The organism is Candidatus Villigracilis sp., from assembly GCF_057083605.1.
The window spans coordinates 1-25,911 of the sequence record NZ_JBXMTI010000164.1 but is presented as its reverse complement, the minus strand read 5'-3'; the positions used below and the strand labels follow the sequence as shown (position 1 = coordinate 25,911).

25 protein-coding genes are annotated in these 25,911 nt (G+C 49.1%); 12 read left to right on the top strand and 13 right to left on the bottom strand.

Translation table 11 applies throughout. The annotated features are described in order from the left end of the window. Position 1: 1 nt before the first annotated feature. Complete coding sequence (locus tag AC14M5_RS23750) at positions 2-991, bottom strand: serine/threonine protein kinase (protein WP_484032207.1); 990 nt, start codon at positions 989-991, stop codon at positions 2-4. Between the two features lie 291 nt (positions 992-1,282). Here AC14M5_RS23750 and AC14M5_RS23745 point away from each other — a divergent pair, with 291 nt between their 5' ends. The 4 genes from AC14M5_RS23745 to AC14M5_RS23730 all read left to right on the top strand — a co-directional run bounded on the left by AC14M5_RS23745 (position 1,283) and on the right by AC14M5_RS23730 (position 4,037). After that, a complete protein-coding gene (locus AC14M5_RS23745; protein ID WP_484032206.1) occupies positions 1,283-1,939 on the top strand; it encodes an FHA domain-containing protein in 657 nt (218 codons plus the stop codon). Positions 1,940-1,944: 5 nt separating this feature from the next. Continuing rightward, on the top strand, positions 1,945-2,418 hold the full coding sequence (locus tag AC14M5_RS23740) for a HugZ family pyridoxamine 5'-phosphate oxidase (RefSeq protein WP_484032205.1): 474 nt from the start codon (positions 1,945-1,947) through the stop codon (positions 2,416-2,418). 26 nt (positions 2,419-2,444) lie between these two features. Beyond that, positions 2,445-3,263, top strand: coding sequence for a PIG-L deacetylase family protein (locus tag AC14M5_RS23735; RefSeq protein WP_484032204.1), 819 nt, complete (start codon positions 2,445-2,447; stop codon positions 3,261-3,263). Positions 3,264-3,533: 270 nt separating this feature from the next. After that, positions 3,534-4,037 (top strand): hypothetical protein, encoded by a 504-nt coding sequence (locus AC14M5_RS23730; RefSeq protein ID WP_484032203.1) that lies wholly within the window; start codon positions 3,534-3,536, stop codon positions 4,035-4,037. 40 nt (positions 4,038-4,077) lie between these two features. Here the strand turns inward: AC14M5_RS23730 and AC14M5_RS23725 are convergent, their stop codons facing one another. The 8 genes from AC14M5_RS23725 to AC14M5_RS23690 all read right to left on the bottom strand — a co-directional run bounded on the left by AC14M5_RS23725 (position 4,078) and on the right by AC14M5_RS23690 (position 13,585). Beyond that, on the bottom strand, positions 4,078-4,482 hold the full coding sequence (locus AC14M5_RS23725) for a hypothetical protein (protein ID WP_484032202.1): 405 nt from the start codon (positions 4,480-4,482) through the stop codon (positions 4,078-4,080). Further along, the gene (locus AC14M5_RS23720; RefSeq protein WP_484032201.1) at positions 4,483-4,890 is read right to left on the bottom strand and encodes a hypothetical protein; all 408 of its coding nucleotides are present in this window, start codon (positions 4,888-4,890) and stop codon (positions 4,483-4,485) included. 2 nt (positions 4,891-4,892) lie between these two features. Then, entirely contained in the window at positions 4,893-5,954 is a 1,062-nt protein-coding gene (locus tag AC14M5_RS23715; RefSeq protein ID WP_484032200.1) for a hypothetical protein, read from the bottom strand. 511 nt (positions 5,955-6,465) lie between these two features. Further along, entirely contained in the window at positions 6,466-7,689 is a 1,224-nt protein-coding gene (locus tag AC14M5_RS23710) for an adenylate/guanylate cyclase domain-containing protein (RefSeq protein ID WP_484032199.1), read from the bottom strand. Between the two features lie 209 nt (positions 7,690-7,898). Further along, positions 7,899-8,537 carry a methyltransferase domain-containing protein gene (locus AC14M5_RS23705; protein WP_484032198.1) on the bottom strand — a complete coding sequence of 213 codons (639 nt, stop codon included), beginning with the start codon at positions 8,535-8,537 and terminating at the stop codon, positions 7,899-7,901. A gap of 61 nt (positions 8,538-8,598) precedes the next feature. After that, entirely contained in the window at positions 8,599-9,957 is a 1,359-nt protein-coding gene (locus AC14M5_RS23700; RefSeq protein ID WP_484032197.1) for a CpXC domain-containing protein, read from the bottom strand. Positions 9,958-10,080: 123 nt separating this feature from the next. Further along, complete coding sequence (gene pepF / locus AC14M5_RS23695) at positions 10,081-11,889, bottom strand: oligoendopeptidase F (RefSeq protein ID WP_484032196.1); 1,809 nt, start codon at positions 11,887-11,889, stop codon at positions 10,081-10,083. A 145-nt stretch (positions 11,890-12,034) separates the two neighbouring features. Continuing rightward, positions 12,035-13,585 carry an ATP-binding protein gene (locus AC14M5_RS23690; RefSeq protein WP_484032195.1) on the bottom strand — a complete coding sequence of 517 codons (1,551 nt, stop codon included), beginning with the start codon at positions 13,583-13,585 and terminating at the stop codon, positions 12,035-12,037. Positions 13,586-13,766: 181 nt separating this feature from the next. On the opposite strand from AC14M5_RS23690, the gene AC14M5_RS23685 reads away from it, so the two are divergent. Continuing rightward, on the top strand, positions 13,767-14,204 hold the full coding sequence (locus AC14M5_RS23685) for a toll/interleukin-1 receptor domain-containing protein (protein ID WP_484032194.1): 438 nt from the start codon (positions 13,767-13,769) through the stop codon (positions 14,202-14,204). 97 nt (positions 14,205-14,301) lie between these two features. On the opposite strand, the gene AC14M5_RS23680 is transcribed toward AC14M5_RS23685, so the two are convergent. Then, the gene (locus AC14M5_RS23680; RefSeq protein WP_484032193.1) at positions 14,302-15,624 is read right to left on the bottom strand and encodes an acetyl ornithine aminotransferase family protein; all 1,323 of its coding nucleotides are present in this window, start codon (positions 15,622-15,624) and stop codon (positions 14,302-14,304) included. 114 nt (positions 15,625-15,738) lie between these two features. Continuing rightward, positions 15,739-16,677: an ROK family protein gene (locus tag AC14M5_RS23675; protein ID WP_484032192.1), complete on the bottom strand. Its 939-nt coding sequence runs from the start codon at positions 16,675-16,677 to the stop codon at positions 15,739-15,741. Between AC14M5_RS23675 and AC14M5_RS23670 the strand changes: the two genes are divergently transcribed. From AC14M5_RS23670 to AC14M5_RS23640, 7 genes are all read left to right on the top strand, one after another. Further along, positions 16,672-18,081 (top strand): gluconeogenesis factor YvcK family protein, encoded by a 1,410-nt coding sequence (locus AC14M5_RS23670; RefSeq protein ID WP_484032191.1) that lies wholly within the window; start codon positions 16,672-16,674, stop codon positions 18,079-18,081. The genes AC14M5_RS23675 and AC14M5_RS23670 overlap by 6 nt on opposite strands. 221 nt (positions 18,082-18,302) lie before the next feature. Beyond that, complete coding sequence (gene gap / locus AC14M5_RS23665; protein ID WP_484032190.1) at positions 18,303-19,313, top strand: type I glyceraldehyde-3-phosphate dehydrogenase; 1,011 nt, start codon at positions 18,303-18,305, stop codon at positions 19,311-19,313. A gap of 48 nt (positions 19,314-19,361) precedes the next feature. Further along, complete coding sequence (locus AC14M5_RS23660) at positions 19,362-20,534, top strand: phosphoglycerate kinase (RefSeq protein ID WP_484032189.1); 1,173 nt, start codon at positions 19,362-19,364, stop codon at positions 20,532-20,534. A 309-nt stretch (positions 20,535-20,843) separates the two neighbouring features. Continuing rightward, positions 20,844-21,344, top strand: a complete 501-nt coding sequence (locus tag AC14M5_RS23655) for a hypothetical protein (RefSeq protein ID WP_484032188.1) — start codon at positions 20,844-20,846, stop codon at positions 21,342-21,344. A 142-nt stretch (positions 21,345-21,486) separates the two neighbouring features. Further along, positions 21,487-23,274, top strand: coding sequence for a protein kinase domain-containing protein (locus tag AC14M5_RS23650; RefSeq protein ID WP_484032187.1), 1,788 nt, complete (start codon positions 21,487-21,489; stop codon positions 23,272-23,274). Between the two features lie 8 nt (positions 23,275-23,282). Continuing rightward, a complete protein-coding gene (gene tpiA / locus AC14M5_RS23645) occupies positions 23,283-24,041 on the top strand; it encodes a triose-phosphate isomerase (RefSeq protein ID WP_484032186.1) in 759 nt (252 codons plus the stop codon). A gap of 190 nt (positions 24,042-24,231) precedes the next feature. Beyond that, positions 24,232-24,798, top strand: coding sequence for a hypothetical protein (locus AC14M5_RS23640; protein WP_484032185.1), 567 nt, complete (start codon positions 24,232-24,234; stop codon positions 24,796-24,798). On the opposite strand, the gene AC14M5_RS23635 is transcribed toward AC14M5_RS23640, so the two are convergent. Together AC14M5_RS23635 and AC14M5_RS23630 are read right to left on the bottom strand one after the other, a co-directional pair. Then, entirely contained in the window at positions 24,799-25,266 is a 468-nt protein-coding gene (locus tag AC14M5_RS23635; protein WP_484032184.1) for a GNAT family N-acetyltransferase, read from the bottom strand. Further along, the coding region (locus AC14M5_RS23630; protein ID WP_484032183.1) for a class I SAM-dependent methyltransferase at positions 25,263-25,911 on the bottom strand (649 nt) is incomplete at its 5' end. The genes AC14M5_RS23630 and AC14M5_RS23635, both read right to left, overlap by 4 nt.

Below are 25,911 nucleotides of genomic sequence, written 5' to 3'. Positions count from 1 at the left end.
ACTATCTCAGCAGTGTCGTGATCAACCCGATTAGGAACAACCCAAGCGCGGCATAGCCTGCGATCTGCTCGGTTGTGAAAATTGTGATGTGAGGTGTGTCAAAACTTGAGCGGTCAATGGCTGGCTTGGCTGGTGTTTCCAATTTTCCAAGCAAGGCATCACGGAAATCGCTCACTTTTGCGGGGCGGTTATCGGGATGGAGTGACATCGCCCATAGGATGGCTTTTTCCACCTGGCTACTAAGGTGAGGATTAAGCTCTCGAGGCGGCACCAGGCTGCGGGTATCCAGGAAGCGTTTGCGTGCCTCGGCGGGAGGTTCATTTGTCAGCAGGTGATAGAGAGTCGCGCCGAATGAAAAAATATCCGCGCGGGGGTCAGTATGTGTGTCATCCCCGCCGTATTGTTCCAAGGGCGTGTAATGTGCAGTACCCTGTCCCTGAATAATGGTGATGGTTACTTCATCGGGCGCCATGATCTTTACCAGACCAAAATCCACAAGTTTAATGATTCCACTGGGCGTGATCTTGAGATTGCTGGGTTTGATGTCACGATGAATGATGGGCGGGGACTGATGGTGAAGATAACTTAAAGCATCTGCGATTTGTACGGCCCAACGCAGTACTTCTTTTTCCGAGAGAAAGGTTTTATTACGGCGCGCTTCCTGCATACGTTCGCGCAGGTCTTTGCCTGGTACAAAATCCATTACCAGGTAGTCACGTGGGCCTTCAGAAAAGAAATCGGAAACTTTTGGCAGGTTGGGATGATCGAGGCGTGCAAGTACAGAAGCTTCACGAAAGAATTGTTCGCGTGCCTGATTAAAAACATCCGTTGGGAGAGCCTGGTTATGCTCAACTTCCTTGAGCGCACATAATCGGCCTTGCAGGCGTGTATCGTCTGCAAGATAAATACTGCCCGTACCGCCCTGCCCGATCTGTTCGCGGATTTTGTAGCGGTCACGCAGGATCTCCCCATTCTTTAAAGATTGGGGCAAACCTTCTCCTTGTGGCATCGTACCTGAAAGGGTAATTGTGCTTTTCAGTGATGTTTTCGGCGTGTATCACTGTTCATATTAATAATATGAAAATTACAATATAATCAGCACAGAAATCCACTTTTCTGCTATATTATAAACGTCTTTGTTATACCTGAGTGTTGCACAGGGTTACCAATTTTATTAAGCCTTTGGGTAATCTTAAAGTTATGCTTTTGGGAATATTCCGTATGTTTGTAGTTTAAGAAAATTAAACTCAAATCTACAGGCAAAGTATTATTCGAGGAAATTATGGAAAACGATGAAGAATTCCCCATCCTTGTCGCTCAAGATGGCCCATTGAAAGGGCAGCGTTGGGCACTGAGCCATACATTGATGGTCGGGCGTGACCCTACCTGTGAGATCAATGTGCAGGACAGGCAAGTTTCGCGTTTTCATGCACGCATCACGCCCACGTCTGAAGGTGTGACCATTGAAGACCTGGGGAGCAAGAATGGCACCAACCATAATGGGGTCGAAATAACCGCGCCCGTTATGTTGCAGGATGGTGACCTGCTGGGCATTGCGCTTGCACAGCAGTTCATCTTTCTCACTTCAGATGCGACCATGCCGCTTGCCGAAGGCGGTGTGCGCCAGGGCCGCCTGGTGATGGATCAGAAATCACGCCAGGTTTGGGTACATCAACAACAGGTTGTGCCGCCATTGTCAGCCCAGCAATTCAAATTACTTTGGATGTTATATGAAAAACAAGGGCAGGTGATCGCTCGCAGTGACCTGGTCTCTGTTGTTTGGGGTGAAGATCAAATGGCGGGTGTATCTGACCAGGCCCTGGATGCCCTGATCCGCCGCCTGCGTGACAGGCTGGCTGTGCTTGACCCAAGCCATCAATACATTGATACCGTGCGTGGTCACGGCGTGCGGTTGGATAACCCACCGATCGGCGAATAATCATTATGGATGTTCAATCAGAAAAACTCTTAGCTCACATCATTCGTAATACCCGCGTTGCCGCCCTTGCAACCTTAAGGGAGGAATCACCGCGGATTTCCATGGTCGCTTTTGTGCCCACGGATGATTTTTCTGCTTTCCATGTTTTCCTCAGCCGCTTGGCACAGCACACGGTGGATATGCAAAAAGACAAGCGCGTGAGTTTGTTGATCGCCGAGACCGATGACGGCAGGGCCGATCCGCAGACGTTGGCGCGTGTTTCCATTCGCGGCAGCGCAGAGTTTATTCAAAACGGCGAGCCAGGCTACACACCGCTCAAAGACCATTATCTGGCCCGCTTCCCCGAAGCCGAGTCGTTATTCAAACTCGATGATTTCAACTTTTGGCGCATCAAGCCAAAGGGCGGGCGGTATGTTGCGGGTTTGGCAAAAGCATATAACATCACCCCAGACACATTAATAAAAGTATCGTCAAAATAAACACACTTTTCTTTTAGAGGTGCAACATGGACGCACTTAAGCTTCTTGCGGTCTTTGCTCATCCAGATGACGAATCGATGGGCATGGGTGGGACGCTGGCAAAGTATTCTGCACAAGGAGTGGAGTCTCATCTCGTATGCGCTTCACGCGGCGAGAGAGGCTGGTTCGGCCCCGAAGAGCAGGATCCAGGTCCAGAACGACTCGGCCAAATCCGCACAAAGGAATTGGAGAATGCAGTCGCGCTGCTTGGCATGAAGAGTTTATCTTTCCTTGATTATGTCGATGGTGACGTAGACCAAGCTGACCACGACGAAGCCATCCGCAAGATCGTCACACATATTCGCAAAATAAAGCCACAAGTAGTGGTGACATTTCCTCCTGATGGAAATTACGGCCATCCAGACCACATCGCCATCGGGCAATTCACCTCTGCCGCCGTCATCTGTGCTGCGGATGCAAATTACCAAGACCCTGAAAATTTCCCCCCACATCGCATCTCAAAACTATATTACATGGTGGATGGCGAAAACTTTGTCAACCTGATTGCCCCATTCATGGGCGATATGACCTTCCCCGTGGGTGACCAAATCCGTGGTGAATTCCCGTGGAAGGAATGGATGATCACCACTCGCATTGATATGTCTGAGCATTGCATTACTGCCTGGCGAGCCATTCAATGCCACCAAAGCCAGCTTGCAAGCCTGGGGGCTCTCGCCGAAATGCACGAAGACGCCGCAGTAGCTGTGCTTGCCATGCAAGGGACGTTTTATCGCGCATTTAGTTTGGTGAATGGGGGGAGAAAGGTTGAAACGGATTTATTTGAGGGATTGCGGAGCGCCACATAAATTGCCAAATTATACCCTTCAAAACCCTACTTGCTCATGAAACAAGCCGTGCGAAAAATTTATTAAGTGATCTTATGCAGAAACAACTCCGAAGGAGTGTAATGATTGTAACTTTGCAAAAATTGTGAGCTAACCCCGAAGGGGTGTCATGAATTGGAAGAGTCATGTCATCCCTTCGGGATTTTTAATCAAATTATCTTGATTTCTATAATCATTACATCCCTACGGGATTGAACTCTGCGTAAGCTGACTTATCAATAGGAGAACAAGATGTCACTTTATCAATGGGCTGTATGGCTGCACGTTTTATCTGCTTTTCTGTTTATCTTTGTACATGGGTCTTCGATGGCAACTGCATTCATGCTTCCAAAAGAAAAAAATGTCGATAAGATCAAGGTGCTGCTTGACCTCCCAAATATTACGGTTTTTCCAATGGGAATTAGCCTGCTCGGCTTGCTGGTTACCAGTATTTATATGGGCAGCGCTGCAAGCTGGTGGAACAGGGGTTGGTGGGGAGCATCATTCTTGCTTATGTTCGTCTTAATGATTTGGATGACCTGGTACAGCCGCAAGATTTACAGCCCAATCCGAAAAGAATTGGGTGTGATGTATATGACTGGGTTTGCCACTCGCAACGCGCCAGATGAAAGCAAAGCCATAAACATGGATGAAGTGCAGCGGCTAATCGCAAAATCCAACCCGGCGCTATTGGCATCTATTGGCGGAGTCGTTACAGCCGCCTTATTGTTCCTGATGAGATTTAAGCCGTTTTAATTAATGGATTCAAAGACCGATTCTAATTTCCCTAAATCTACTAGGTTCCGATTGGTTTTATCCGCTTCCAATTGCCAATGACGAATGCGGCCAAAGCTAGAACTTCGAGTGTTCTCCCCACAAGGGAAGGCCATTGCGTCCCGAATATACTCTGCAGAGCTACACAAACAATCCCTATGTTCAGCAAGATGAATGCCACCCAACTCCAGCCTTCGCTGCCTCGTGGCTGGTTGCCTGAGAAACGCGGCAGGATCCAAAAGGCAATACCGATTGCCAGTTGAATCATCCAGCCGATAAAAGTGAATTCAATGTGAATGGGGAGTAATGCCCAAATCAAAGGCGAAAGCATTACGCCCTTATTTGCCAATAATAGCCCACCAAAGGTAAAACCCAGGATGAGATAGACCAGTGAAGCACGGACAAAATAAACGCTCAGACGCGGCATCTATTTCTCACGTATGCGCGGCCAGGTGTTTGCAACGAAGGTAATGCCTGCCAACCACTGTAAGAGCGCCGCGAGGATTAACATCCAGCTGTTCAGTTGGGAAGGAGATATGCTATTGAGCGGCTCAAAAATGATCCGCAGAATTAAACCTGTATTGAGCAGAATGAGGGTTGCCCAGCCAAGCCATTCATGTCCACGAGGTTTGGCGCTGCTATATTTTGGGAACATCCATAATGCCACCCCAAATATTAACTGCGTCAGCCAGCCGAAGGTTAGCATATGCAGATAGGCGGGGAATAAACTCGCAACTGGGGCGTCAACCGGCAGAACAAGCAGAATCCCAACGCATAAAGCCAGCACAAGATAAATGAGCGCGGCTTTGATAAACCAGCGAGTAAGCAGTGGCATATTTATTTTCTGCCTTTTACAATGGAGAAAATGGTCATCCCTAAAAATAATAAGATTGCGACTTCGTTGAGCAGCCCGCCCCATTTGCGGATGACGAATAGATTTGTCAAATCCCCTGTGATGCGCAGGATGAGCGAGAGATGCAGAAGGATGAGATGCCCAAAGAAGGCGGGATAAAATGTCACGGGTATACCAAGGATGGCGGGGAAGATGATGGGGGCGTGACCGAAGATCATCGAGATGACAAAACCGACAAAGACAGCATGTAAGGCCGCATCGTAAAACGGACCTGCGTACAGTGCGCCAAAATACAGGTTGATGATTCCGCTGAGGCCGAGCCAGATAAACCCGCTGAAGAGGCAAATGGCGATGTAACGGGTGAGCGGATTCGAATGGCGGATGTTGCGCATGGCAAGGTCGTTTTTCAAAAACCAAATTGACAATGCCAACATGGCGAGTCCGCTGAGGCGTGCGCCCCAGTTGAGATTGAAGATCGTGAGGATCGCGCCTATTAGGAGAGTGGTAGCGAAAATGCCAAAGCTGCGAATCTGCTCGGGGGCAGGATGCAGGACTCGGTTAAGTTCGAGGCGTTCACCGCCGATGGTTAACACGAGGAAGCATATCCACCAAAAGACGACCTGAAAGATTGGGAATCCGAACATCCATAAAAGATTGCCAATGACCCAGGCCAACGCGCCGAAGGCCATGGTGACTGTGTGGATATGCGGTTCGCGCTGTACCATCACGCCGAGGATGGCAAGTATGCCAAGGCTGGCGAGGGTGAAAAGGATGCTGCCGATGGCGGGTGCGAGGAGTGAAGTGACCCAGCCCAGCGCAGAAAGGATCGGCACAGCGAACATCCACTTTTGGCGGATGGCAACGGCGCGCTCAAGCGGAATCAGCACACCAAGGAAACCTGAGATCATCAATGGGCCGTGAGCCAGCGCGAGGTTGGGGATGGATGGCAATGCCCAGCCGAGGCGAAGCAAGCCTGCCCACAAGCCGAAGAGCAAGGCCAGGATGGCGAAGGCTATGAAGGGGATGAAGCGGATTTGGAGTTTCATATGACAGGGATTTTAGATGCTTGTGTCTTATCCGTCTTTGCGCGGGAGCAAATTGCGGGCCGATGATTAGACAAAAAAGTACCCGCCGCTAGGATGAGGGGGGCATCCTAACGACGGGCAAGCTCCATTATACGTCAATTGTCATATTTCTGCGAGCTTAATTTTTTCTTTGGTCATGATTTTGCAATGTCCAAAATTCTCTAACGCGAATTGCACGAATGACGCGAATGAATTCTAAAGGGTATGGGTTATCGCGCAATTCTTTGGTAGGCGCGAAAATTTTGGGATTGTGCGTTTGTGCATAGACCCCCTCCGTCGCTAGCGCGACACCTCCCCCATTGTCAAAGTACAAAAGCGACAATGGGGGAGGGATAACTGTAATTTGGGTTTGAACTTTTAGTTTCATATAAAACAGCAGATTCCCCTTCCCCCAATTCCGCACTTAGATTTGGGGGAACCTTCGGGGGGTAGGGGGCAGGTCTAAAAAGAATCCGCGTTCGTCCGCGTCCCATTAATGAACATCCTTCGCCGAAATCACCAGCCATACTTCCATTTCTCCCTTGCCTTTTACATTCACAGTACCGCGCGGCTCGCATATGAATTCGTCCTTGATCAATTCGTAGGTGGCTTGCGTAATTTGGACAGCATCCCCCAGCCCATGTGACTCCATGCGGCTGGCAACATTTACTGCATCCCCCCATACGTCGTAGACAAATTTGCGGCGGCCAATGACACCCGCGATCATGGAGCCTGAGTTGATGCCGATGCGAAAACTTATATGATGTCCATTGTGGAAGGTATGAGTGGAAATGTAATCACGCATCTCCAGGGCCATATGCACCAATGCCTGGGCATGATCGGCGCGTCCGCGTGGCACACCGGATGCAACCATGTAACTATCGCCAATCGTTCGAATCTTCTCTACACCGTATTTATCCAGGAGAGAATCGAAAAACGAGAAGACTTCGTTGAGCAGCTCGACCATTTCCACGGGCGGTAGCTTTGCGGAAAGCGGAGTGAAGCCCACCATGTCCGCGAATAGGACGCTGGCCTCGCTGTAATGATCCGCAATTGTGCGGCTCTCGTTTTTTAGGATTGCGGCAATTTCTTTCGGCAGGATATTCAACAACAACGCCTCAGATTTTTCCTGAAACGTATTCTTCTGCCCGACGAAATAAAAGACCATCATGAATACCAGCGAACCAACTCCGATGAAATTAATGACAAAGAAGAAGATCATCAACGCTGGCGATAGATTATTTGACAAACGTAAATAGGGCTGCAAAAAACCGCTGAGAGTAACCAGCAGGACAAAAGCCAGGAACCAGCGTGGGGCGTTGCGAGGTCTATCGAAGAGCATCGCGCCCATGGGGCAGATCAGCGACCACAAGATGACCGCGCTGCCGTTGACAAATCCACCGAGAGCTATCATCAGAAAAAAGGGCAGTAGCAGAATCAAGGCGAGTTGGCTGAAGCGGAAAAAGCGATATTGGCGAGTTTGCCGAAAATGGAGGATGCTGAGCAGGGATACAAAGGAATAAGAGAGTGGAATTGCCCCCGCCCATGGTTCTTTGGAGAAGACATACATCAGTCCCCATGCGACTCCTGCGACCATGAAGGGAGCAGAACACACCACCAGCAACGATTTTTGCAAGCGGATATCATCGTCATCGTTTGGGTCGGAACCAATTTGGGAGATTGACGAAAACATCCACTTGAACATTTTTTGGATCATATCGCTTTATCCTTCATACCATTAATAAGTTTTGATTCTATTCTTAACTCACCTTATGTAGTGTCATGCTGAGCGACACTGCGCCGCACTGCGTTTGTTGCTGTGCGGTGAGCGAAGCATCTCGGATTTCAACAGTAGAGACCCTTCACTCCGCTCAGGGAATCACGAAATGAACTTTTGCTCCATTTCAAGGGGGTGAAGAAGAGTGCTTACCGAGCATAAACCACTACCTGCCACGCCAATGTCCGTTGATAAAACCGTCGCTTGAATCCACTGCGCTTTATGATCGCTTCGACAGCCTCCGATGGATGTGCGAAGGTACGGAAGGGATTCTTTTGTAATTGGAAGTAAAGGTTTTGAAGGGCCAGCACCATTTTCACCCACCAGGCATCACGCGGATAAACCACACCATAAAGCTTACCTGCCCGTGCCACAGAAAGCCCCACCAATTTCTCCATATCTGGGTAACAGCAGATGACGCGATCCAGCGTGACGATGTCGGCAGGCTGAACCTGATTTGCAAGGTCAACGAAGTTGCCATGTTGGTAGTCTATCCGTTCGGCATATCCTCGCCGTTCGCTCTCTGCTTGGGCGGCAGCCATATAAGCTGCCGAGGCTTCGATATCCGTTGCATGTTTCGCACCTGCGCGGAGCATTTCATGTTGAATGGCCCCCACTCCTCCGCCAATATCAAGCAGGGTCAATTCCTGCACGCCTTGCCCTTTCAGGGCATTGATCAACATACGTGTCGTTTTGTCCGGGCCTTTACGGCGATATTTTTCCAACTCTTTGGCTACGTACTCCTTGCTAAACAAATCCTCAATTCCCTGGCAATGACAACAATTCATAATACGCCTCCGTTTGATGAATAAAACAAGAAACCGTCACAAAGGTGACGGTTTCCCTGATTTATCCCATATTCTTTTTCATCACTCGCTTCAAAGCGATCCTGTAAATTTCGGTGAGCTTTTCGCTCATGTTTTTGGCCTCGGCGCTGCCATCTCCTTGTGCGTCGAACTGCGCTACCAATCCACTTAGCGCATCCACAAATTGCTGGTTGACCATCGCCTCGTTTTCGTCGAGCATCTTCTCCATGGCGGCCTCATCTGGCGCTTGAATCAGCTGCTCGATGAATGCAATTTCTGGCGGCGGCGTGCTGGCGGCTTGCAGTACCTGTACCATCTTTTGCAGTTTGCCCATGCGGGTGTAATCGTTTTTCTCCGAAGCCTGCCTCAGCAATTGGTTGACGATTTCCACGGCGTCCTGTGTAAAGCCTTCCAGGTTTTCCTGTGTGGCTTTTTCAATATCTTCCTGCTCCAGCAGTTTCTCAACGAATTGCTGTGCCTGTTTAAAGCGCACTTCAAGCTGCTTGTCAATTTCGTTTGTGAAGGTGAGTAATTTCTCGCGAATGCCTTCCAGACTGGTTTTTTCTTCGCCCGAAGCCTTCTCGATCTTCTCCGTCAAATTTTGGAAGAAGACGTAATCCATACCTGCGCGTGCCAGTGAGACATAAGCACGGATGCGGCCATCAGTTTTTGCCTCGAGCACGAAGTCTAATAGCTTTTCGCGTGTGAGGCCTTGCCCCGCCTCTTGCAGGACCTTTTGAGCTGCTTCCAGTTCCCCGACAGATTCCTTTAGCTGACGGCCATACTCGGTCTCTTCCAATAACTGGGTCTGGATCTCGATCAGGGAACGCGCAACTGACTCCTGTCCGCTTTGCATGGCACTCTGGGCGATACGGCTGAACAGCGCGAAGAATTGTTCATCGATGATCTTTGTGTTCTGTTTGATCAATTCAGAACGCACATCCTTGGATGTGATCTGCATCAACTTCTCCATGAATTGGACTCGTTCCTGCTGTCCCTTGATCATTTCGGGTGTGATGCCATCCTTGCCCAAAATGGTCTCCATCATGGATTCAAAGGTCAGGTTGGCTTGCGGACTGAACAAATATCCCTTGCGCTTCTCGGCAGGCAGCCGATCCACCACTTGCTTGATTAGTGGGCCGATCATTTTTTCCTGCTCGTTGAGCGGCATCATTAATTCGGGCGGGAAGAAGGTTAGCAATAATTCTTTCTCGTTGTCGTGATAGACAATAGGAGTGGCAAGGCGGCCTTCGTATCCGCAGTATTGACAGCGGGCAAAGTTGGACTGTCCGCTCAATAAGCGCTGCTTGGATGCAGGGTCTTGCGTCACATCGAATAACTGCTCGACGTTGGCCGGTATCATTTGTTTACAGCGAGGACATGCAATTGTGGTTTGAGGCATTTAGCGATTTCCGATTTGCGATTTTAGATTGACGAATTCACGGATTACGAATCACGTATTACATGTTGCTTAATGCGTGATTCGTAATCGACTAATAAACTAACGAACTGCCCAACTAACAAACTACCCAACCAATTCTTCCAGCCGATCGATATAACTCTTCATCACGGCAAAGGTTTCTTCAACGGGTTTGGGTGTGGTCAAGTCAACGCCTGCCTTCTTAAGCACATCCAGCGGATAGCTCGATGAGCCAGATTTCAAGAAGCCGAGATAGTTTTCTACAGCATTGGGTTCGCCGCGCAGGATCTTTCCTGAAAGGGCGTGAGCGCCTGAGATACCAGTGGCATATTGATACACATAATAGTCCGCGAAGAGATGGGCGAATGTAGACCAGACCATGCCCACGCGAGGACGATCCACTTTCACCTTGGGACCAAACCCTTCGGTAAACAAGTCAGCCATCAGGTCCTGCATTGAATCGGCTGTCAGAGATTCGCCGCGTTCCACGCGCTGGTGAGTCTCCAATTCAAAGCGGGCCAAGGTCGGCATCTGGAAGAAATATCTAAAGAAATTTCCACCAACTGCTTCTTCGATCAATGCGATCAGGAAGTTCTTATCGGTAATAGTCTTTAGCAAATTGCCGCGCATCATAGCCTGGTTGAAGTTGGACGCAACCTCGGCCACGAAGAGTGAGTAACTTGAGTAGGGCATCGGCTGGTTCTGCCAGGTGAGGTGCGAGTGCATGGAATGACCGAGTTCGTGCGCCAGCGTGCTCATGCTGCCTACTTCATCTGTGTACGACATCATGATGAATGGATACGTGCCCGGTGCGCCGTATGAAAATGCACCATTGGCTTTTCCCTTGTTGGGGTATATATCCACCCAACGTTCCTGAAGACAGCCCTTGCGAAGTGTTTCCACATATTCCTTGCCAAGCGGAGCCAGGCTTTCGGAGATGTAGTCCACCGCTTTTTCAAATGGGATCTTCGGCTTCTTCTTCGAGATGGGAGCCCACATATCATAATAGTTGAGATCCTTTACTTTCAAAGCCTTACGACGAATCTCGAAATACCTATGCCAAACGGGCAAATTCTTTTTGAAAGTGTTGATCAGGTTGTGGAACACATCCTCCGGGATATTGTTTCCGAACAGGGATGCTTCGAGGGTCGTGCTGTGTTCTCTTGCCCGCATTAAGAACACATTATTCTTGATGGAAGTGGAAAGGTTGGTGGCAAGCGTATTCTTGAATTCGATGTGTTTGTCCATGTAGCTTTCGAACGCGGTTTGCCGAACTTTACGGTCAGGGTCTTCCATTAGTGCATTGTGGAAATTACCCTGTGTAATTTCCACCTTTTTGCCTTTGCTATCTTTGGCAGGGGTAAATTTGAAATCTGCATTGACCAACATGCTGGTGCTGTTATCTGCGCCGCCGAATGGATCTGCCAGCATACCGAGGAGTTCCTCTACTTCACTGGAGCGGACATGTTCCTGTTGGCGGAAGAGGTCACGCAGGCTTTGGCGATAGACAGCCAACTTTTCGTTTTTATTCATCCAATCATCCAGCGTGGCTTTGCCGATCTGAAGCAGCTCAGGGTTGATGAAAGAAACCGCACCCGCCACCTGACCATACATGCCCTGCGCCTTGCCGAGCATGGCAGTGGCTTTTTGGTTGGTGGTATCCACGTTGTAGGAAAAGGCCGCGTACATGTAAACATGCATCACACGTTTCATCAACGCTTCCATGGTTTGCATGGCCTGGAGCAGGGTCTCTGGTGATGAACTCAAACTGCCTTGATATTTTTTTATGGTGGGAATGTCTTTCAAGATACTTTGTAATTCAGCTTCCCATTCCTTGGCGGACTTAAAAACACTTTCCGCATTCCATGTATATTTCTTATCGATCTTATTGCGTGGGGGGATTGTTTTAGCCATGAGGTTATCCTTTTGTTGGTTTGCGGCTTGATTTTACCATTCGTTAAGACCTGACATGTTTCCGAAGATGCTTGATTAATTGTGATTCTTGCCCGAGCGAAAAACGAAAGCGATAATGGCGCTGATGAAACATGTCAGGTCTGCTCTACCTCGGAAGTGAGAAACAGATCCTCGCGCCGGAATCAGGTTTCGGGTCAGCCCAGATGCGCCCGCCATGAGCTTCCACAATGGCTCGGGCGAGGTAAAGTCCAAGGCCTGCACCTTTGGTCTGTTTTGCGGCATTCGTCGAACGGTAGAAGCGATCAAAAATATGCGGGATATCCTTGGCATCAATGCCTGGTCCTTGATCGCTGACACAAATAACCACCTGTTCGGGGTGCACTGTGCCGCTGATCTTTATCTCGCCTTCGGTGGCGTACTTCATCGCGTTCGACACAAGGTTTGAAATGACCTGCTCTAAACGATTTTCATCGCCGAGGATGATCGGGAAATTTTCTGGAAAATCAGTAATGAGGCGATGTTTTGGGGCCTGCAACGCAAAACGCTCGGTCACTCTTAACGCAAGGCTGGGCAGGGCAACATCAGCCTGGTTCAAGCTGAGACCTCCAGCCTGCAAACGGGAAGCATCCAGCAGATCATCAATCATCTTTGATAGACGATCGGCCTCATCTTCGATAACAGCTAACGAGTCGCTGATGATGTGCTTATCCCATTTTGCATCGTCGCGCCGAAGTGTGGATGCATATCCTTTAATGAGGGCAACAGGCGTGCGCAGTTCATGGCTGACAATCGATATGAATGTCGCCTTGAGTTCATCTGCGGTTCTAAAGTGTGTTATATCGCGCAAGCTGACGATGACATTGCGAAGTTTATTTTCTTCTGAAAGCAGCGGGGCGTATGTAATGCCAACAGGCAACGGCGGCGGAAGCGGACGTTCGAGGTCGCCTTCGACGTATAAAGTTGCGTTGGGTGTCAGCGGCCAGCCATTTTCAACAGATTCTTCCAGCGTTCTGCCTTGTGGTTCTCTCTTCCATTGAATGATCTCGTTATGTGGTTTACCTGTGATCTCCTCCCGTGATTGACCAAAGAGTTTTTCAAAAGCATCATTACATCTTTCAATATTCAGGTTTGCATCGAGAATGAGAATGCCATCTGCGGCAGAATCGAGCAGGGCATCGAGGCGTTTCTTTTCATAGGAGACCTGTCCATAAAGCTGGGCATTGAAGACCGCAATGGCGGCCTGGTCGGCAAAGGACTGTAAAAGCACGCGATCATTGGGGGTGAACAAATCTGCATAATTGCGGAAGATGAAGATCACGCCGATTACCTGTCCATGGGCGGCGAGAGGCAAACCTGTGCCGTTAAGCAAGCCCATGCTGGCGGTGTAGGTCAGCTCCTTTAACATGCGGTTGAGTTCGATCACGTCCAACTCGCGGACTTTTTCCTCGGCCAACAGTGGAGTTAAGTAGGAGAGAAAAGCCGGGGCGATGCCCTGTGCCGTTGCGACTCGCCAGCCGTCGGGTTGTTTAAGAGCGATGAGCCCTGCCTGCCCTGCCAGCATTTCAATCGAGATGTGTAAAATGCGCGCCAACAGTTTTTCCAGGTCAAGTTCCTGTGTTAGCGCGCGAGAGATTTCGAGCAGGTAATCTCGTTGACGGACACGAAAATCTGGCAGCATGGAGGGGATGATGGACATAAGCCCAGATATTTTATCACCGTGTTTCGAGTGGAGGCTATCCGCTGGGTTGGAGAATTGTTAACGAAATGTCACTAAGCTCACGATGCTTCAGCCGCCGTCCTCGGTGGCGTTTGCAAGATGCACGATGGATGCAATATAATGGGTGCATTGTTTGATAGCTTAAACCCGGGAGATTGTCATGTCATCCAGATCACTCAGAATCTTTCTATGCCATTCATCAGGCGATAAACCTGAGGTGAAGAAAATCCATGACCTTTTACTCGCGCGCAACGCAGATCCGTGGCTCGATTCTGAGCAGCTCTTGCCCGGGCAAGATTGGAACATGGAGATATTAAAAGCTTTGGACAATTCCGATGTGATCCTGCTTTGTCTTTCCAAAAAATCAGTGGATAAGGAAGGTTATGTTCAGCGTGAAATGAAGATCGCAATAGACCGCGCCCTCGAAATGCCCGATGGACGCATCTTTCTCATCCCTGCCAAGTTGGAAGAATGTGAAATGCCATATCGTTTGAAATCCTATCAATGGGTGGATATGTTCGCCGAGGATGGAATGAAGAAATTGATAAAAAGCCTCAACCTGCGGGCAGAACAAGTCGGCGCAAACTTGCTTGTTTAAAACAAAAAAGACCTTTGAGCGATTGTCTCAAAGGTCTTTTTTGATCTTATAGCTTAAAACTTTTTACTCATTACTTATCACTCGTTCCTTCTCCTCCCTACATCAACTCTCCCTCAGCCACTGTCAACGCTTCCTCGAACAGCATCAAGCCCTCGTCCATTTCAGTTTTGGTCATGGCTAACGGAGGCGCAATACGGATAACACTCTTGCCGCAGGAAAGCATCAGCAAGCCGCGCTCAAATCCGAGCTCCACGACGCGGTCTGTTATTTCCTTGGCGGGTTCCTTGGTCTCGCGGTCTTTCACAAATTCCACACCGATCATCAAACCTTTGCCACGCACTTCTCCAATACTGGGGTGGCGTACCTGGATTTCTTCCAAAGCATCCATTGCATACTCGCCAATTTCTTTGGCGTTCTGCATGAATTCATTTTCAACCAGGTCTATGGTTGCAAGCGAGGCCGCGCATGAGATGGGGTTTCCGCCATACGTATTGCCGTGTGTGCCGATCTCCCAGTCCATCACAGATTTACGTGCAATGCACGCGCCGAGCGGCATGCCCGAAGCGATCCCTTTTGCGGAGGTGATGATATCTGGTTCCACGCCGAAATGCTCAATGGCCCACCATTTTCCTGTGCGTCCCATGCCGGACTGAACTTCATCCAAAATAAGCAAAATTCCGTGCTTGTCACATAGCTTGCGGAGTGCGGGATAGAAACCATCGGGTGGAACAATATATCCGCCTTCGCCTTGGATTGTTTCAACCAAAATACCCGCCACATCTTTTGGTGGAAGAATTTGCGCGAGGATCTCATCTTCAATGTATCTTACGACCGCTTCACCATAATCCTCGCCTTTTCGTCTTTCAAGCACAGGGCGATATGGGTTTGGAAACGGCGCATGAGTCACGCCATTCATGAGTGGATAAAAGCCGCCATGATATTTCGCCTTGCTTGCAGTGAAGGTGACTGCTCCCATGGTGCGCCCATGGAATGCACCAGTGAAACCGATGAAGTTCGTGCGCTTGGTATGATATCGCGCCAGCTTGATGGCGGTTTCAACCGCTTCGGTTCCCGAATTGGTCATGAATGAAAGCGCATCCTCTTCAAAGGGCGCGATTTCACTTAATTTTTCGCCGAGACGAATCCAATTCTCGTGGTAGAAATCCGAAGAGATGTGAATAAATTTTTCGGCCTGTTCCTGAATGGCCTTCACAATTTTTGGGTGTGAATATCCAGTTGAGACTACAGCAATACCACCCATGAAATCTAAAAATCGATTGCCATCTACATCCCACACTTCACTTCCTTTTCCGTGATCCATTACGAATGGATAACCTCTCGGATAAGAGGGCGAGATCACTTTATGATCGCGCTCGATCATGGCCTTGGCTTTTGGCCCGGGTAAATTTGGGTTTGTCATACATTCTCCTTGTTACTTATATGTCATTGCGAGGGCGCACTTTGCCCGAAGCAATCTCCTACCCTGCGCCGGGGATTGCTTCGTCGGAAAGAGTATCCCTCGCAACGACATACATTACTTTTGTAATTTTAATTCTGCCAGCGCGCGTGCGCCTAGGAGACCCGCATCATCACCCAATTCTGCCCTAGTGATCACCAAGCCTTCCAGATAACGCGGATGAAATACATGTTTTTTCAAACTGACATGGAAAGAGTCAAATAATAAATTGCCAACTTGCGAAACACCCCCGCCAAAGATAACGATGGATGGGTCAAATGCATGTAGAAAAGATGCCACACCGATTCCAAGATATTCTCCCGCTCGTGCATAGGCTTTGATCGCCAGCACATCGCCTTTATGTGCGGCTTCTGCTACCTCTCGTGCGGTTAGATTAACATCCCGCTTCAGCTTGGACTTTGTGCCTGCCTCCAGTTCCCCAAGCACATACTTCACGATGGCAGGTCCCGAAGAAAAGGCCTCAAGGTGACCGTTGTATCCACAAGAGCAGGGCGGGCCATTCGGATCAATGATGCTATGACCCAACTCTGCCGCCAGGCCATGATAGCCTTGTAATAATCTATCTTCAATAATTACGCCCGCCCCAATCCCAGTGCTGACCGTGATATACAACACATCATGGTGGCCCTTGCCGGCACCGAAGCGATATTCCGCCAGGCCAGCGAGGTTTGCGTCATTATCCAGATATGCCTTTACCCCAAAATGTCCCGAAACGTTTGATGCAAGGGGGAAATTATGCCATTCAGGGTTGTTGGGAGGCGCAAGTAGATACCCAGTGTGCGGGTCAAGTGGCCCGGGTGATCCCAGCCCGATTGCATCCACATTATTGCCGTTGGGCCAGACCTCTTCTATCACATTGAAGAGACGTTCCAATCCGCCGGGCTTTGAGGCAAGGGTGGCAATTTTTTTTAATTTGAGCGGTTTGAGCTTGTCGGGCGCATAAGAAGCGGCACGTATTTGAGTGCCGCCAATGTCAACTGCAATAATTGTATGCATGTTCACAATTATAACCGTAAGGCCTTTTTTCCGAGTGTGCACGGTTTGACTCTGCCTCTCAACCCTGCTATCATCTTTTTCATGCAGCAAAATATCTTTTCACGTGTCTGGCAGACTCTACGCGACCTTTCCCGTTGGTTCCGCCCGGGGTTGGGCATCAAGCGTTGGTTTGTTTTTGTCATGATTGGGATTACTTTAGTTGGTTTGGGGTTTGCGGTCATCCTGATTGACCTATACCGCACCGATACTGCCGACCCCGCTGTTCTCACAGTCCTGTATTATGCATCTTTGAGATTCTTCCCCAGAATCTGGCGTGCGATCATTTTTGGGGGATTGGGGATTGGGCTGGTTACTTACGGAATTTTGCAACTCAACCGTTCCCTGCTTAGACCGTTCATCCGCCCCGGCGCCGATCTGTTTAACCAACTGACAGGTTATCATCGCCGCGAACGTGGACCTCGCATTGTCACCATCGGAGGCGGCCACGGACTTTCGACTCTCCTGCGCGGCTTAAAAGCTCACACAGGCAACCTGACAGCCGTGGTCACCGTAGCGGATGATGGCGGCTCGTCTGGCCGTTTGCGCGAGACTCTCGGCATTCTTCCGCCCGGAGATATTCGCAACTGCCTGGCTGCGCTCTCCAATGACGAAGATATGCTCACGCAATTATTTCAATATCGCTTTAGCGGTTCACCGGAACTTGACGGCCATTCATTTGGTAACCTTTTCATTACCGCCCTGGCCGATATTACAGGAAGTTTTGAGGATGCAGTTGTTGAATCGGGTCGTGTACTTTCGGTAAATGGGCGTGTGCTTCCGTCCACCTTGCATAATGTAAAGCTGGTGGCCAGCATGGAATTGCCGCACAGCATCAATGAAGTGCGCGTGGTGGGTGAGAGCAAGATTCCCGAAATGGCTGGGCGTGTACGCCGCGTATGGCTGGAACCCGATGATGCCTCTGCTTTTCCTCCGGTGATCAAGGCGCTTTTGAATGCGGATGTGATCGTGGTTGGGCCGGGCAGCCTATATACAAGTATTCTGCCAAATTTATTAGTGCATGATCTGCTTGCCGGCATCCATGCCAGCCGCGCCATCAAGATTTATGTTTGCAACATCGCCACTCAAGCCGGTGAGACGGATTCTTTTACCTGCTACGACCATGTCCGCGCCTTGGAAGGACATGTGGGCAACAACTTGTTCGATATTATTCTGTGCAATGATAATTATGAAGGGGACTTGGGTTCAGCCTCCCGCTGGGTGATTGCAGATGAAAAGACCCTGTCTGATTCACGCACGTATTGCGCCGACCTCAGAGACGATGAGCATCCCTGGCGGCATGATGCAGCCAAACTTTCGCAAACGATCATGGAGATTTTCGACGAGCGGACGGGCCCCTTATCGTAGGGGCGGGGTTATCCCGCCCAGGGATCCGAGTAGGAAAAACTCTTTTCGGAACAGGATCAAGTTTCCGTTAAGGCTGAAGCGCTGTCTTTCATCCTGACATTAATCATGTAAAAATCAGACAGTAATAAAATTCACAAATCCACTGGATGGAAGTAAAATCAAAGAGTTGCAAATAACCAGAGTAATGTGCTCTGAGCTAAATTTTAATTGGAGGATTTCCCATGTCAGTAAAAATCGGTATTAACGGATTTGGCCGCATTGGCCGTTTGGTGTTCCGTACGATCAAACAGCGCTACCCGAATGATCTTGAGATAGTAGCCGTGAATGATTTGTTCGACCCTGCGACAAATGCTCATCTGTTGAAGTATGATTCTATTTATGGTCAATTCGCTGGCAAGGTTGAAGTGAAGGATGGCAACCTTGTTGTGGATGGCAAGACCGTGAAAGTGACCGCCGAGAAAGATCCCGGCGCCATCAAGTGGAAGGAAATGGGTGTGGACATTGTGATCGAATCCACTGGTTTCTTTACGGATGCGACGAAATCAAAAGCACATATTGAATCAGGCGGCGCGAAGAAGGTTGTCATTTCTGCTCCTGGTAAAAATGAAGATCTTACGATTGTGCTAGGTGTGAACGATGAAAAATATGATCCCAAGAAACACAACATTGTTTCAAATGCTTCCTGCACAACCAATGGCCTGGCTCCTGTTGCGAAAGTTTTGAATGATAAATTTGGAATTGAAAAGGGCATGTTGACTACCATCCATGCTTATACCAATTCACAAAAATTGCAGGATGTGGGCGCGAAGGATTTGCGTGATGCCCGCGCCGCCGCGCAGAACATCGTCCCTTCTGAAACTGGCGCTGCGAAAGCAGTTGGTTTGGTCATTCCTGAGCTCAAAGGAAAATTTGGCGGCATGGCATTCCGTGTTCCTACGCCTACCGTTTCAGTTGTGGATTTCACCGCTATTCTCAATAAGGAAGCCAGCAAGGAAGACGTCCGCGCTGCGATGCTTGAATACGCTAACGGCCCCATGAAAGGCATTCTCGATGTAACTGACGAACCTTTGGTCTCCACCGACTTGCGTGGCACAACTTTCTCTTCCGTGTTCAGTGCCATGGATACGCTCGTTATTGGAAACATGGTCAAGGTTGTAGCATGGTATGACAATGAATGGGGTTATGCCTGCCGCACCGCCGATCTCACCGCGAAGATGGCGAAATCTCTATAAGCATCTTGTAGGTCACGCTGGAAGCGTGACCTACTTTTTGGGTGAAATATGAACAAGAAAACCGTAAAAGATATCGACATCAAAGGCAAGCGCGTGCTTATGCGCGTGGACTTCAACGTGCCAATGGAAAATGGAAAAGTAACCGACGACAAACGCATCAAAGCCTCATTGCCGACTATTCAATATGTGTTGGATCAGGGCGCATCATTAGTTTTGATGAGTCACCTTGGGCGACCAAAATCCGCTTCAGATTCCGCCTTTAGTCTGCGTGCTGCTTCTGAAGTTTTATCCACACTGTTGGATCGTCCCGTGCAAATGGCCCCCGATTGTGTCGGCGCGGAAGTTGAAAAGATGGCGAAGGCCTTAAAGCCCGTCGAAGTGTTGATGCTTGAAAACACACGCTTTCACGCTGGCGAAGAGAAGAATGATCTTGAGCTTGCTAAACAAATGGCCTCACTTGGTGATATATATGTTAATGATGCATTTGGTTCTGCCCATCGTGCGCATTCTTCCACTGAAGGCGTGGCGAGATTCCTGCCTGCCGTCTCTGGCTTCTTGATGGAACAGGAATTGGAATACCTCGGGCGTGCCGTTGCCAACCCTGAACATCCGTATATTGCCATCCTTGGCGGTGCGAAGATCAGTGACAAGATTTTGGTGGTGGAAACTCTCGCTTCTAAATGCGACAAGCTCATTGTCGGCGGCGGCATGGCGAATACTTTTCTGGCTGCAAAGGGATTGAACATGCAAGACAGTCTCGTTGAGGCCGAATCTTTGGATACCGCCAAAACGCTGCTCGCAAAACTTGGAGACAAGCTCCTTCTGCCCGTGGACGCGGTCATCGCAGATAAATTCGATGCCGAAGCCAACACCCAAACTGTGGATGTGGATAAAATTCCCGCGGGTTGGCGCATGTTGGACGTAGGCCCGAAAACCATCAGCTTGTATAAAACTGCATTGGACGGAGCCAAATTGATCGTTTGGAACGGACCCGTTGGCGTCTTCGAGATGCCGAAGTTCGCAGAGGGGACGTTCGCTCTGGCGAAGATGCTGGCTGAATCCAAGGCGATCACTGTCATCGGCGGCGGCGATTCTGCGAGTGCGGTCAAGAAAGCCGGCGTTGCCAAAAAGATGACGCACGTCTCCACCGGCGGCGGCGCATCACTTGAATTCCTTGAAGGAAAAGAATTACCCGGCGTTGTGGCTTTGCTGGATAAATAAATAGAAACTTCGTTCTCAAATAAACTCACCTCTATATAATTGAGGTGAGTTTTGCTTTAAAAATTCGCGATTCCCCGCGGAGTCCAAAGTCTCCAGACTTTGGTAACGTAAAAGCAACGACTCCAGTCGTTGGATTCCGTTTTCATCCTTATGGTGAAATTCGTTCATGGGTACCCTGTGGTAAAAAACTTTTAAGAAACAGTCTCTAAGGCGAGTCAAAAAAATAGGAGAAAGGGAGCAGAAGTAAATAGGCTTTCTGTATGTCGCTTATTGTATAATGCGCCAATCAATTGTTTAAGGAGAGATATCATGGACACAAATCCCAAACCCACTTCAAACCGCAACCTTATGATCGGTGTGGCTGTTGCCCTGGTGTTATGTTGCTGCGGCGCCGTGACCGCTGTTGGAGGTTATTACGCTTACCAGGCTTACGTCCAGGCCCAGCAAGCGATGGAAGCCTTCCAGGATTTTGAAATTCCAACCAGCATACCTTCAGACCCCAATGACCCGAACAGCCCATCCATTCCGATCCCTGGTTTTGACATAAGCGGCGAGGTGCCCCAGGGCGGCCTTTCTGATGATTCTACCCGCTATACGGCATGGCTGTCTCTTCAAGTAGTTGGCGCAATAGCCGGTTGCGAAAGCCCCACCGCACAGGGCACTACCATCATAGTTCTTCAACAGCCTGATTCAAACGGTGAATGGGTCGAAGAGTGGAACGTAAACTGTGGGAATGGCAGCTCCCAACCTTTCAAAGTGACCTTTACACCGGAAAACGGTGTTGTCAATGTGAATGTTGAAATGCCTTAGTCGATTGCTCCATTATCTCAACGAGTGGGCAGGAGTCTTCCCGCCCACTTTTCATTTCAATCTCCTGATGGTTTGGAATAAGCCTAACCGAATTTAAGGACACTCGGCTATAATCGTTGAAAATCGTAAGCGGAGATCAAGTATGTCCTTCAATATCGGCGAAAATATCGGTCCGTATCAGATCATTGAGCAATTGGGTCAGGGCGGCATGGCAACTGTTTACAAAGCCTATCATGCAGCCCTTGATCGTTACGTTGCTTTAAAAGTTCTGCATACCGCCTTTCATGAAGATAAAACGTTCACAGCCCGTTTCCAAAGGGAGGCGCGGGTGGTGGCGCGTTTGGAACACCCAAATATTGTCCCGGTTTATGATTATTCCGAACATCAGTCACGCCCTTACCTAGTGATGAAATATATTGAAGGCGATACCTTGAAGGCGCGCCTGAGCCAGGGCCCGCTGACATCGCAGGAGATTGAACAAGTCGTAAACTCGGTTGGCTCCGCTTTGGGATATGCCCATCAACAGGGGATTTTGCACCGCGATATCAAACCTTCCAATGTTTTACTATCAACCGATGGATTAATGTATCTGGCAGATTTTGGCCTGGCACGCATTGCTGCCGCTGGAGAATCAACTCTTTCATCTGATTCCATTATGGGAACGCCGCAATACATCTCGCCGGAACAGGCCATGGGCAAAAAGGATTTGGATGCCGGCACGGATATCTATTCCTTCGCCGTGATGTTGTACGAAATGGTGGTGGGGCAAGTCCCGTTCAGTGCTGATACACCGTTCTCGATCATTCACGACCATATCTATACGCCATTGCCTCTGCCAATGGAAATCAACCCCAAGGTGCCGGAACCTGTGCAGCGTGTTTTGTTGAAGGCCTTAGCAAAAGACCGTAATGACCGTTATGAAACAATCGAGGATATGGTCAAAGCCTTCAAAGGTGCGTGGACGGAAGCCGGTGTGCCAATGCAAGGGACAGCCATTACGATGCGTCCATCAAGCCTTAAAGCGGAAAGGACTGCATCCAAAATCCAGGAGCAAGTGCCTGCCAAGGAAACAGTAGTTGCTAAAAGTCCAGAAAAGAAGCGTTCACCCTGGATGTGGGTTGGGGTTGGCTTGGTCTCTATCCTTTGTTGCGGCATCGTTCTATATTCATTCCGCGGAAGTGGCAGGCTTGCCAGACTCATCCCCAATCCGCCTCGACCCACACTGGCCGCTACAGAGGCGCCTTTGCCTACTCAAGTTCCAACTCTAGTTGGCCAGACCACACCATCCTCTATAGTCACAAGCAATGAGCATCCATCGGTGGTTGCCGCGCGCGAATTCATGTTGAAGAATCCTAACGATCCCAATGCGCATCTCGAACTTGCGCTGGCGCTTTGGGATACGCATCAAATTCCGCTTGCCATGCAGGAACTTGCGCAAGCTGCGAACCTGGCCGGCCCCACCAACAAGGACTTTTACCTGACTGCCGCGGAAGAATTCAAAGCACGCGAGGCATGGATACCAGCAGCGGGTATGTATTTGCGTCTTGCCCAGATCTATAAAGATGAGAGTGCGCCTCCTGGTTTTGAGGATGATCTAAATGAGTCAGTGTATAAAGCTGCCGAACTAAAGGATATGCCCACTTTTGTATTCTTTGACCGCATCGATAATATCAGCCTGCCGCTTGGTTATATTGCGCGCGGACGGTACGCCTTATATCATGGTGAGATCACCGATGCTGAATTACATATTGCAAACGCTGAAAAAGTTAAGCCTGATATGTATGAATTGTTTTTGCTAAAAGCTGAGTATGAATTAAAAGCGGGAGACCGTACGCTTGCAAAGACCACCCTGCTGTCTCTTTCATCCGACCTTGCTGCGCCCGAATGGATCAGGCTGATGGCGGAAGTATTTCTTAAAACAATGGACTAGGATCATTCATGCGAAAACCTCTCGTGGCAGGTAATTGGAAGATGAATAAAACCATCGCGGAAACCCGCGACTTGGTTTCTAAAATGAGCGCAGTATTGCGTGAGATCAAGGATGTTGAAAAAGTTTTGTGCCCGCCCTTCATGTCGTTGATGGCGGCTCATCCAATACTCGATGGTACAGATATTGGGCTTGGCGCGCAAAATATGCACTGGGAGGAAAAAGGCGCGTTTACGGGTGAGGTTTCACCTGTCATGGTAAAGGAATTGTGCGCTTATGTCATTCTTGGTCACTCGGAGCGCCGCGCTTATTTTAGCGAAACAGATGAAATCGTAAATCGGAAGTTGATGGCCGCCCAGACTTTTAACTTAACCCCAATTGTTTGTGTCGGCGAGACTTTGGAGCAATACGAATCAAAACAGACTCGTGAAGTTGTTTCGCGCCAGACCAGCCTTGGACTCAGAAATGTATCTCCCGATTTTGCGCCGCACATTGTCGTCGCCTATGAACCTGTCTGGGCAATTGGAACAGGTAAGGCGTCCACAGGTGAAGCGGCGAACGTTGTCATCAAGGATTTTATCCGCCCTGCAATTGCGGAGTTGTATGGTGAACAAACCGCACAAGCCATTCGCGTGTTGTATGGCGGCTCGGTCACTGGCGCAAACGCGGCGGAATTTTTCGCACAGCCTGATATCGACGGTGCATTGGTTGGCGGTGCAAGTTTGAAACTGTATGATTTCGTTGCCATTACACGAGCCGCGGTGAAATAAGACTGTGCAGTTTGCTGGCTTTCCCTCTTTTATTATGATGCTCCTGCCGCTGGTTATCCTCCAGCGGCTTTTGCATCGCGAGATTCAAGCTGTGTTGCTGATCACCACCCGCAATCCACAGTTAACCATAGGTTTATTCTCTTTTCTGTTTTTCCCAGGAATATTCCTACATGAATTCAGTCATTATTTGATGGCAAGAATTTTAAACGTCCGTACCCATGGATTCTCATTGGCTCCCCAGCCACTAGCCAACGGGCATCTGCGCATGGGTTATGTTGAGACTGAACGGACAGATGTCCTGCGTGATTCGTTGATCGGCCTGGCTCCCTTGATTGCAGGCACATTGTTTGTTGCCTACGCAGGCATTTATCAGTTGCAATTGAATACATTATGGGATGTTTTTCGCAATGGGCAGATTAACCTGTTCTGGATGGGTTTAGATCTTCTGCCTTCGACGCCAGATTTTTATCTGTGGTTTTATCTCACCTTCGCGATTTCCAGCACCATGCTGCCATCCGAATCAGATCGTCATGCCTGGCTTCCGCTTGGCATCTGGGTGACGGTGCTGCTCGCATTAGCGGTCCTTTCGGGTGCGGGCGCGTGGATGCTTGAAAACCTCGCTCCGCTTTTGGATGAATTCTTAAATTCAGTGGCTTTACTCTTAGGGTTAAGTAATGCCTTGCATATTGTATTGTTAATCCCGTTTTATATTTTGCATCGCCTGCTTGTATACATCCTGCAAGTGGACGTGAGATGATCATTTCAATTCGAGGATTAACTCTTCAACTTCGCCTATCTCAACGCTGGGTGTCCACTTATCTTCAGCGATGACCTTAAATCCGCATTTCTGTAAAACCTTTTGAGATGCGATATTATGCATGGCGACGTGGGCATAAAGCGGGCGCATCGTTACCTGACCTAGTAACTGCCTCAGCGATTCTGACGCAATGCCCTTACCCCAAAATTCCTTCCCGATCCAATAGCCTATTTCCCGCTTCCCATCCATTTCAAAACAAGCAATGCTGCCTGCCACCTGACCATCGAAAAGAATGGTCTTGTTAATAGCCTTGTCGTCTGCCATAATCTTTGCCCAATGTGCCATGAAAGCTTCCCTATCTCTGGATGGGAAGGCTGCCATTTTGGTGGCCTCCGGTTCCAGTTGATGCTCAAATAGAATGGGCAAGTCGTCTTGCGATACATCGCGGAGGTTGATGGTATTTGTCATGTTTTCTTTCGTCCTATTGCCAGCATTTTGTTTCTGATTGGAAAGATGAAAAAAAAGACGTGAACAAATGGCAGAAGCAGCTTTACCAGGAAATCGGACCTGACCAGTTTTTTCAAGTAAAACCCGTAAGGGAAGGATAGTTCATGAAAGCGCCGTAATTCCAGCACTTCGAGCCCCGCAGCCTCGAGCATTTCCCTCATTTCAGAAAGCGAAAGAATTTGCTTGTGTCCAAACGGCTTCGACGAATACATGGTGTTCAAGAACGTTGGGTATTTCCCTCCCGAAATTTGGTAGGTAAACTGGCCGAAGCGGTGATAAAACGCATCTCTGCATGGGGTATCGATCAGCAGAATGCCTCCGCTTCTGAGCATATGCGCGGCCATCCGCAAAGTGGACAAGGGATAATTGACATGCTCGATCACATCCCAAAGTGTAACCACATCAAAAATTCCAAAATACTGCTGCCAGTACTCATCTTCAATTGTACGCTTGATGACTTCAATACCATGTTTGGTTTTGGCGTAATATGCCCGTGTGTCACTTAGCTCAATGCCCAACACGTCTGCGCCTGCCTGCTTCATTTTGGAGAGAAACAACCCACCCCCGCAGCCAATATCGAGAACCTTTTTATTTTCCACAGATATG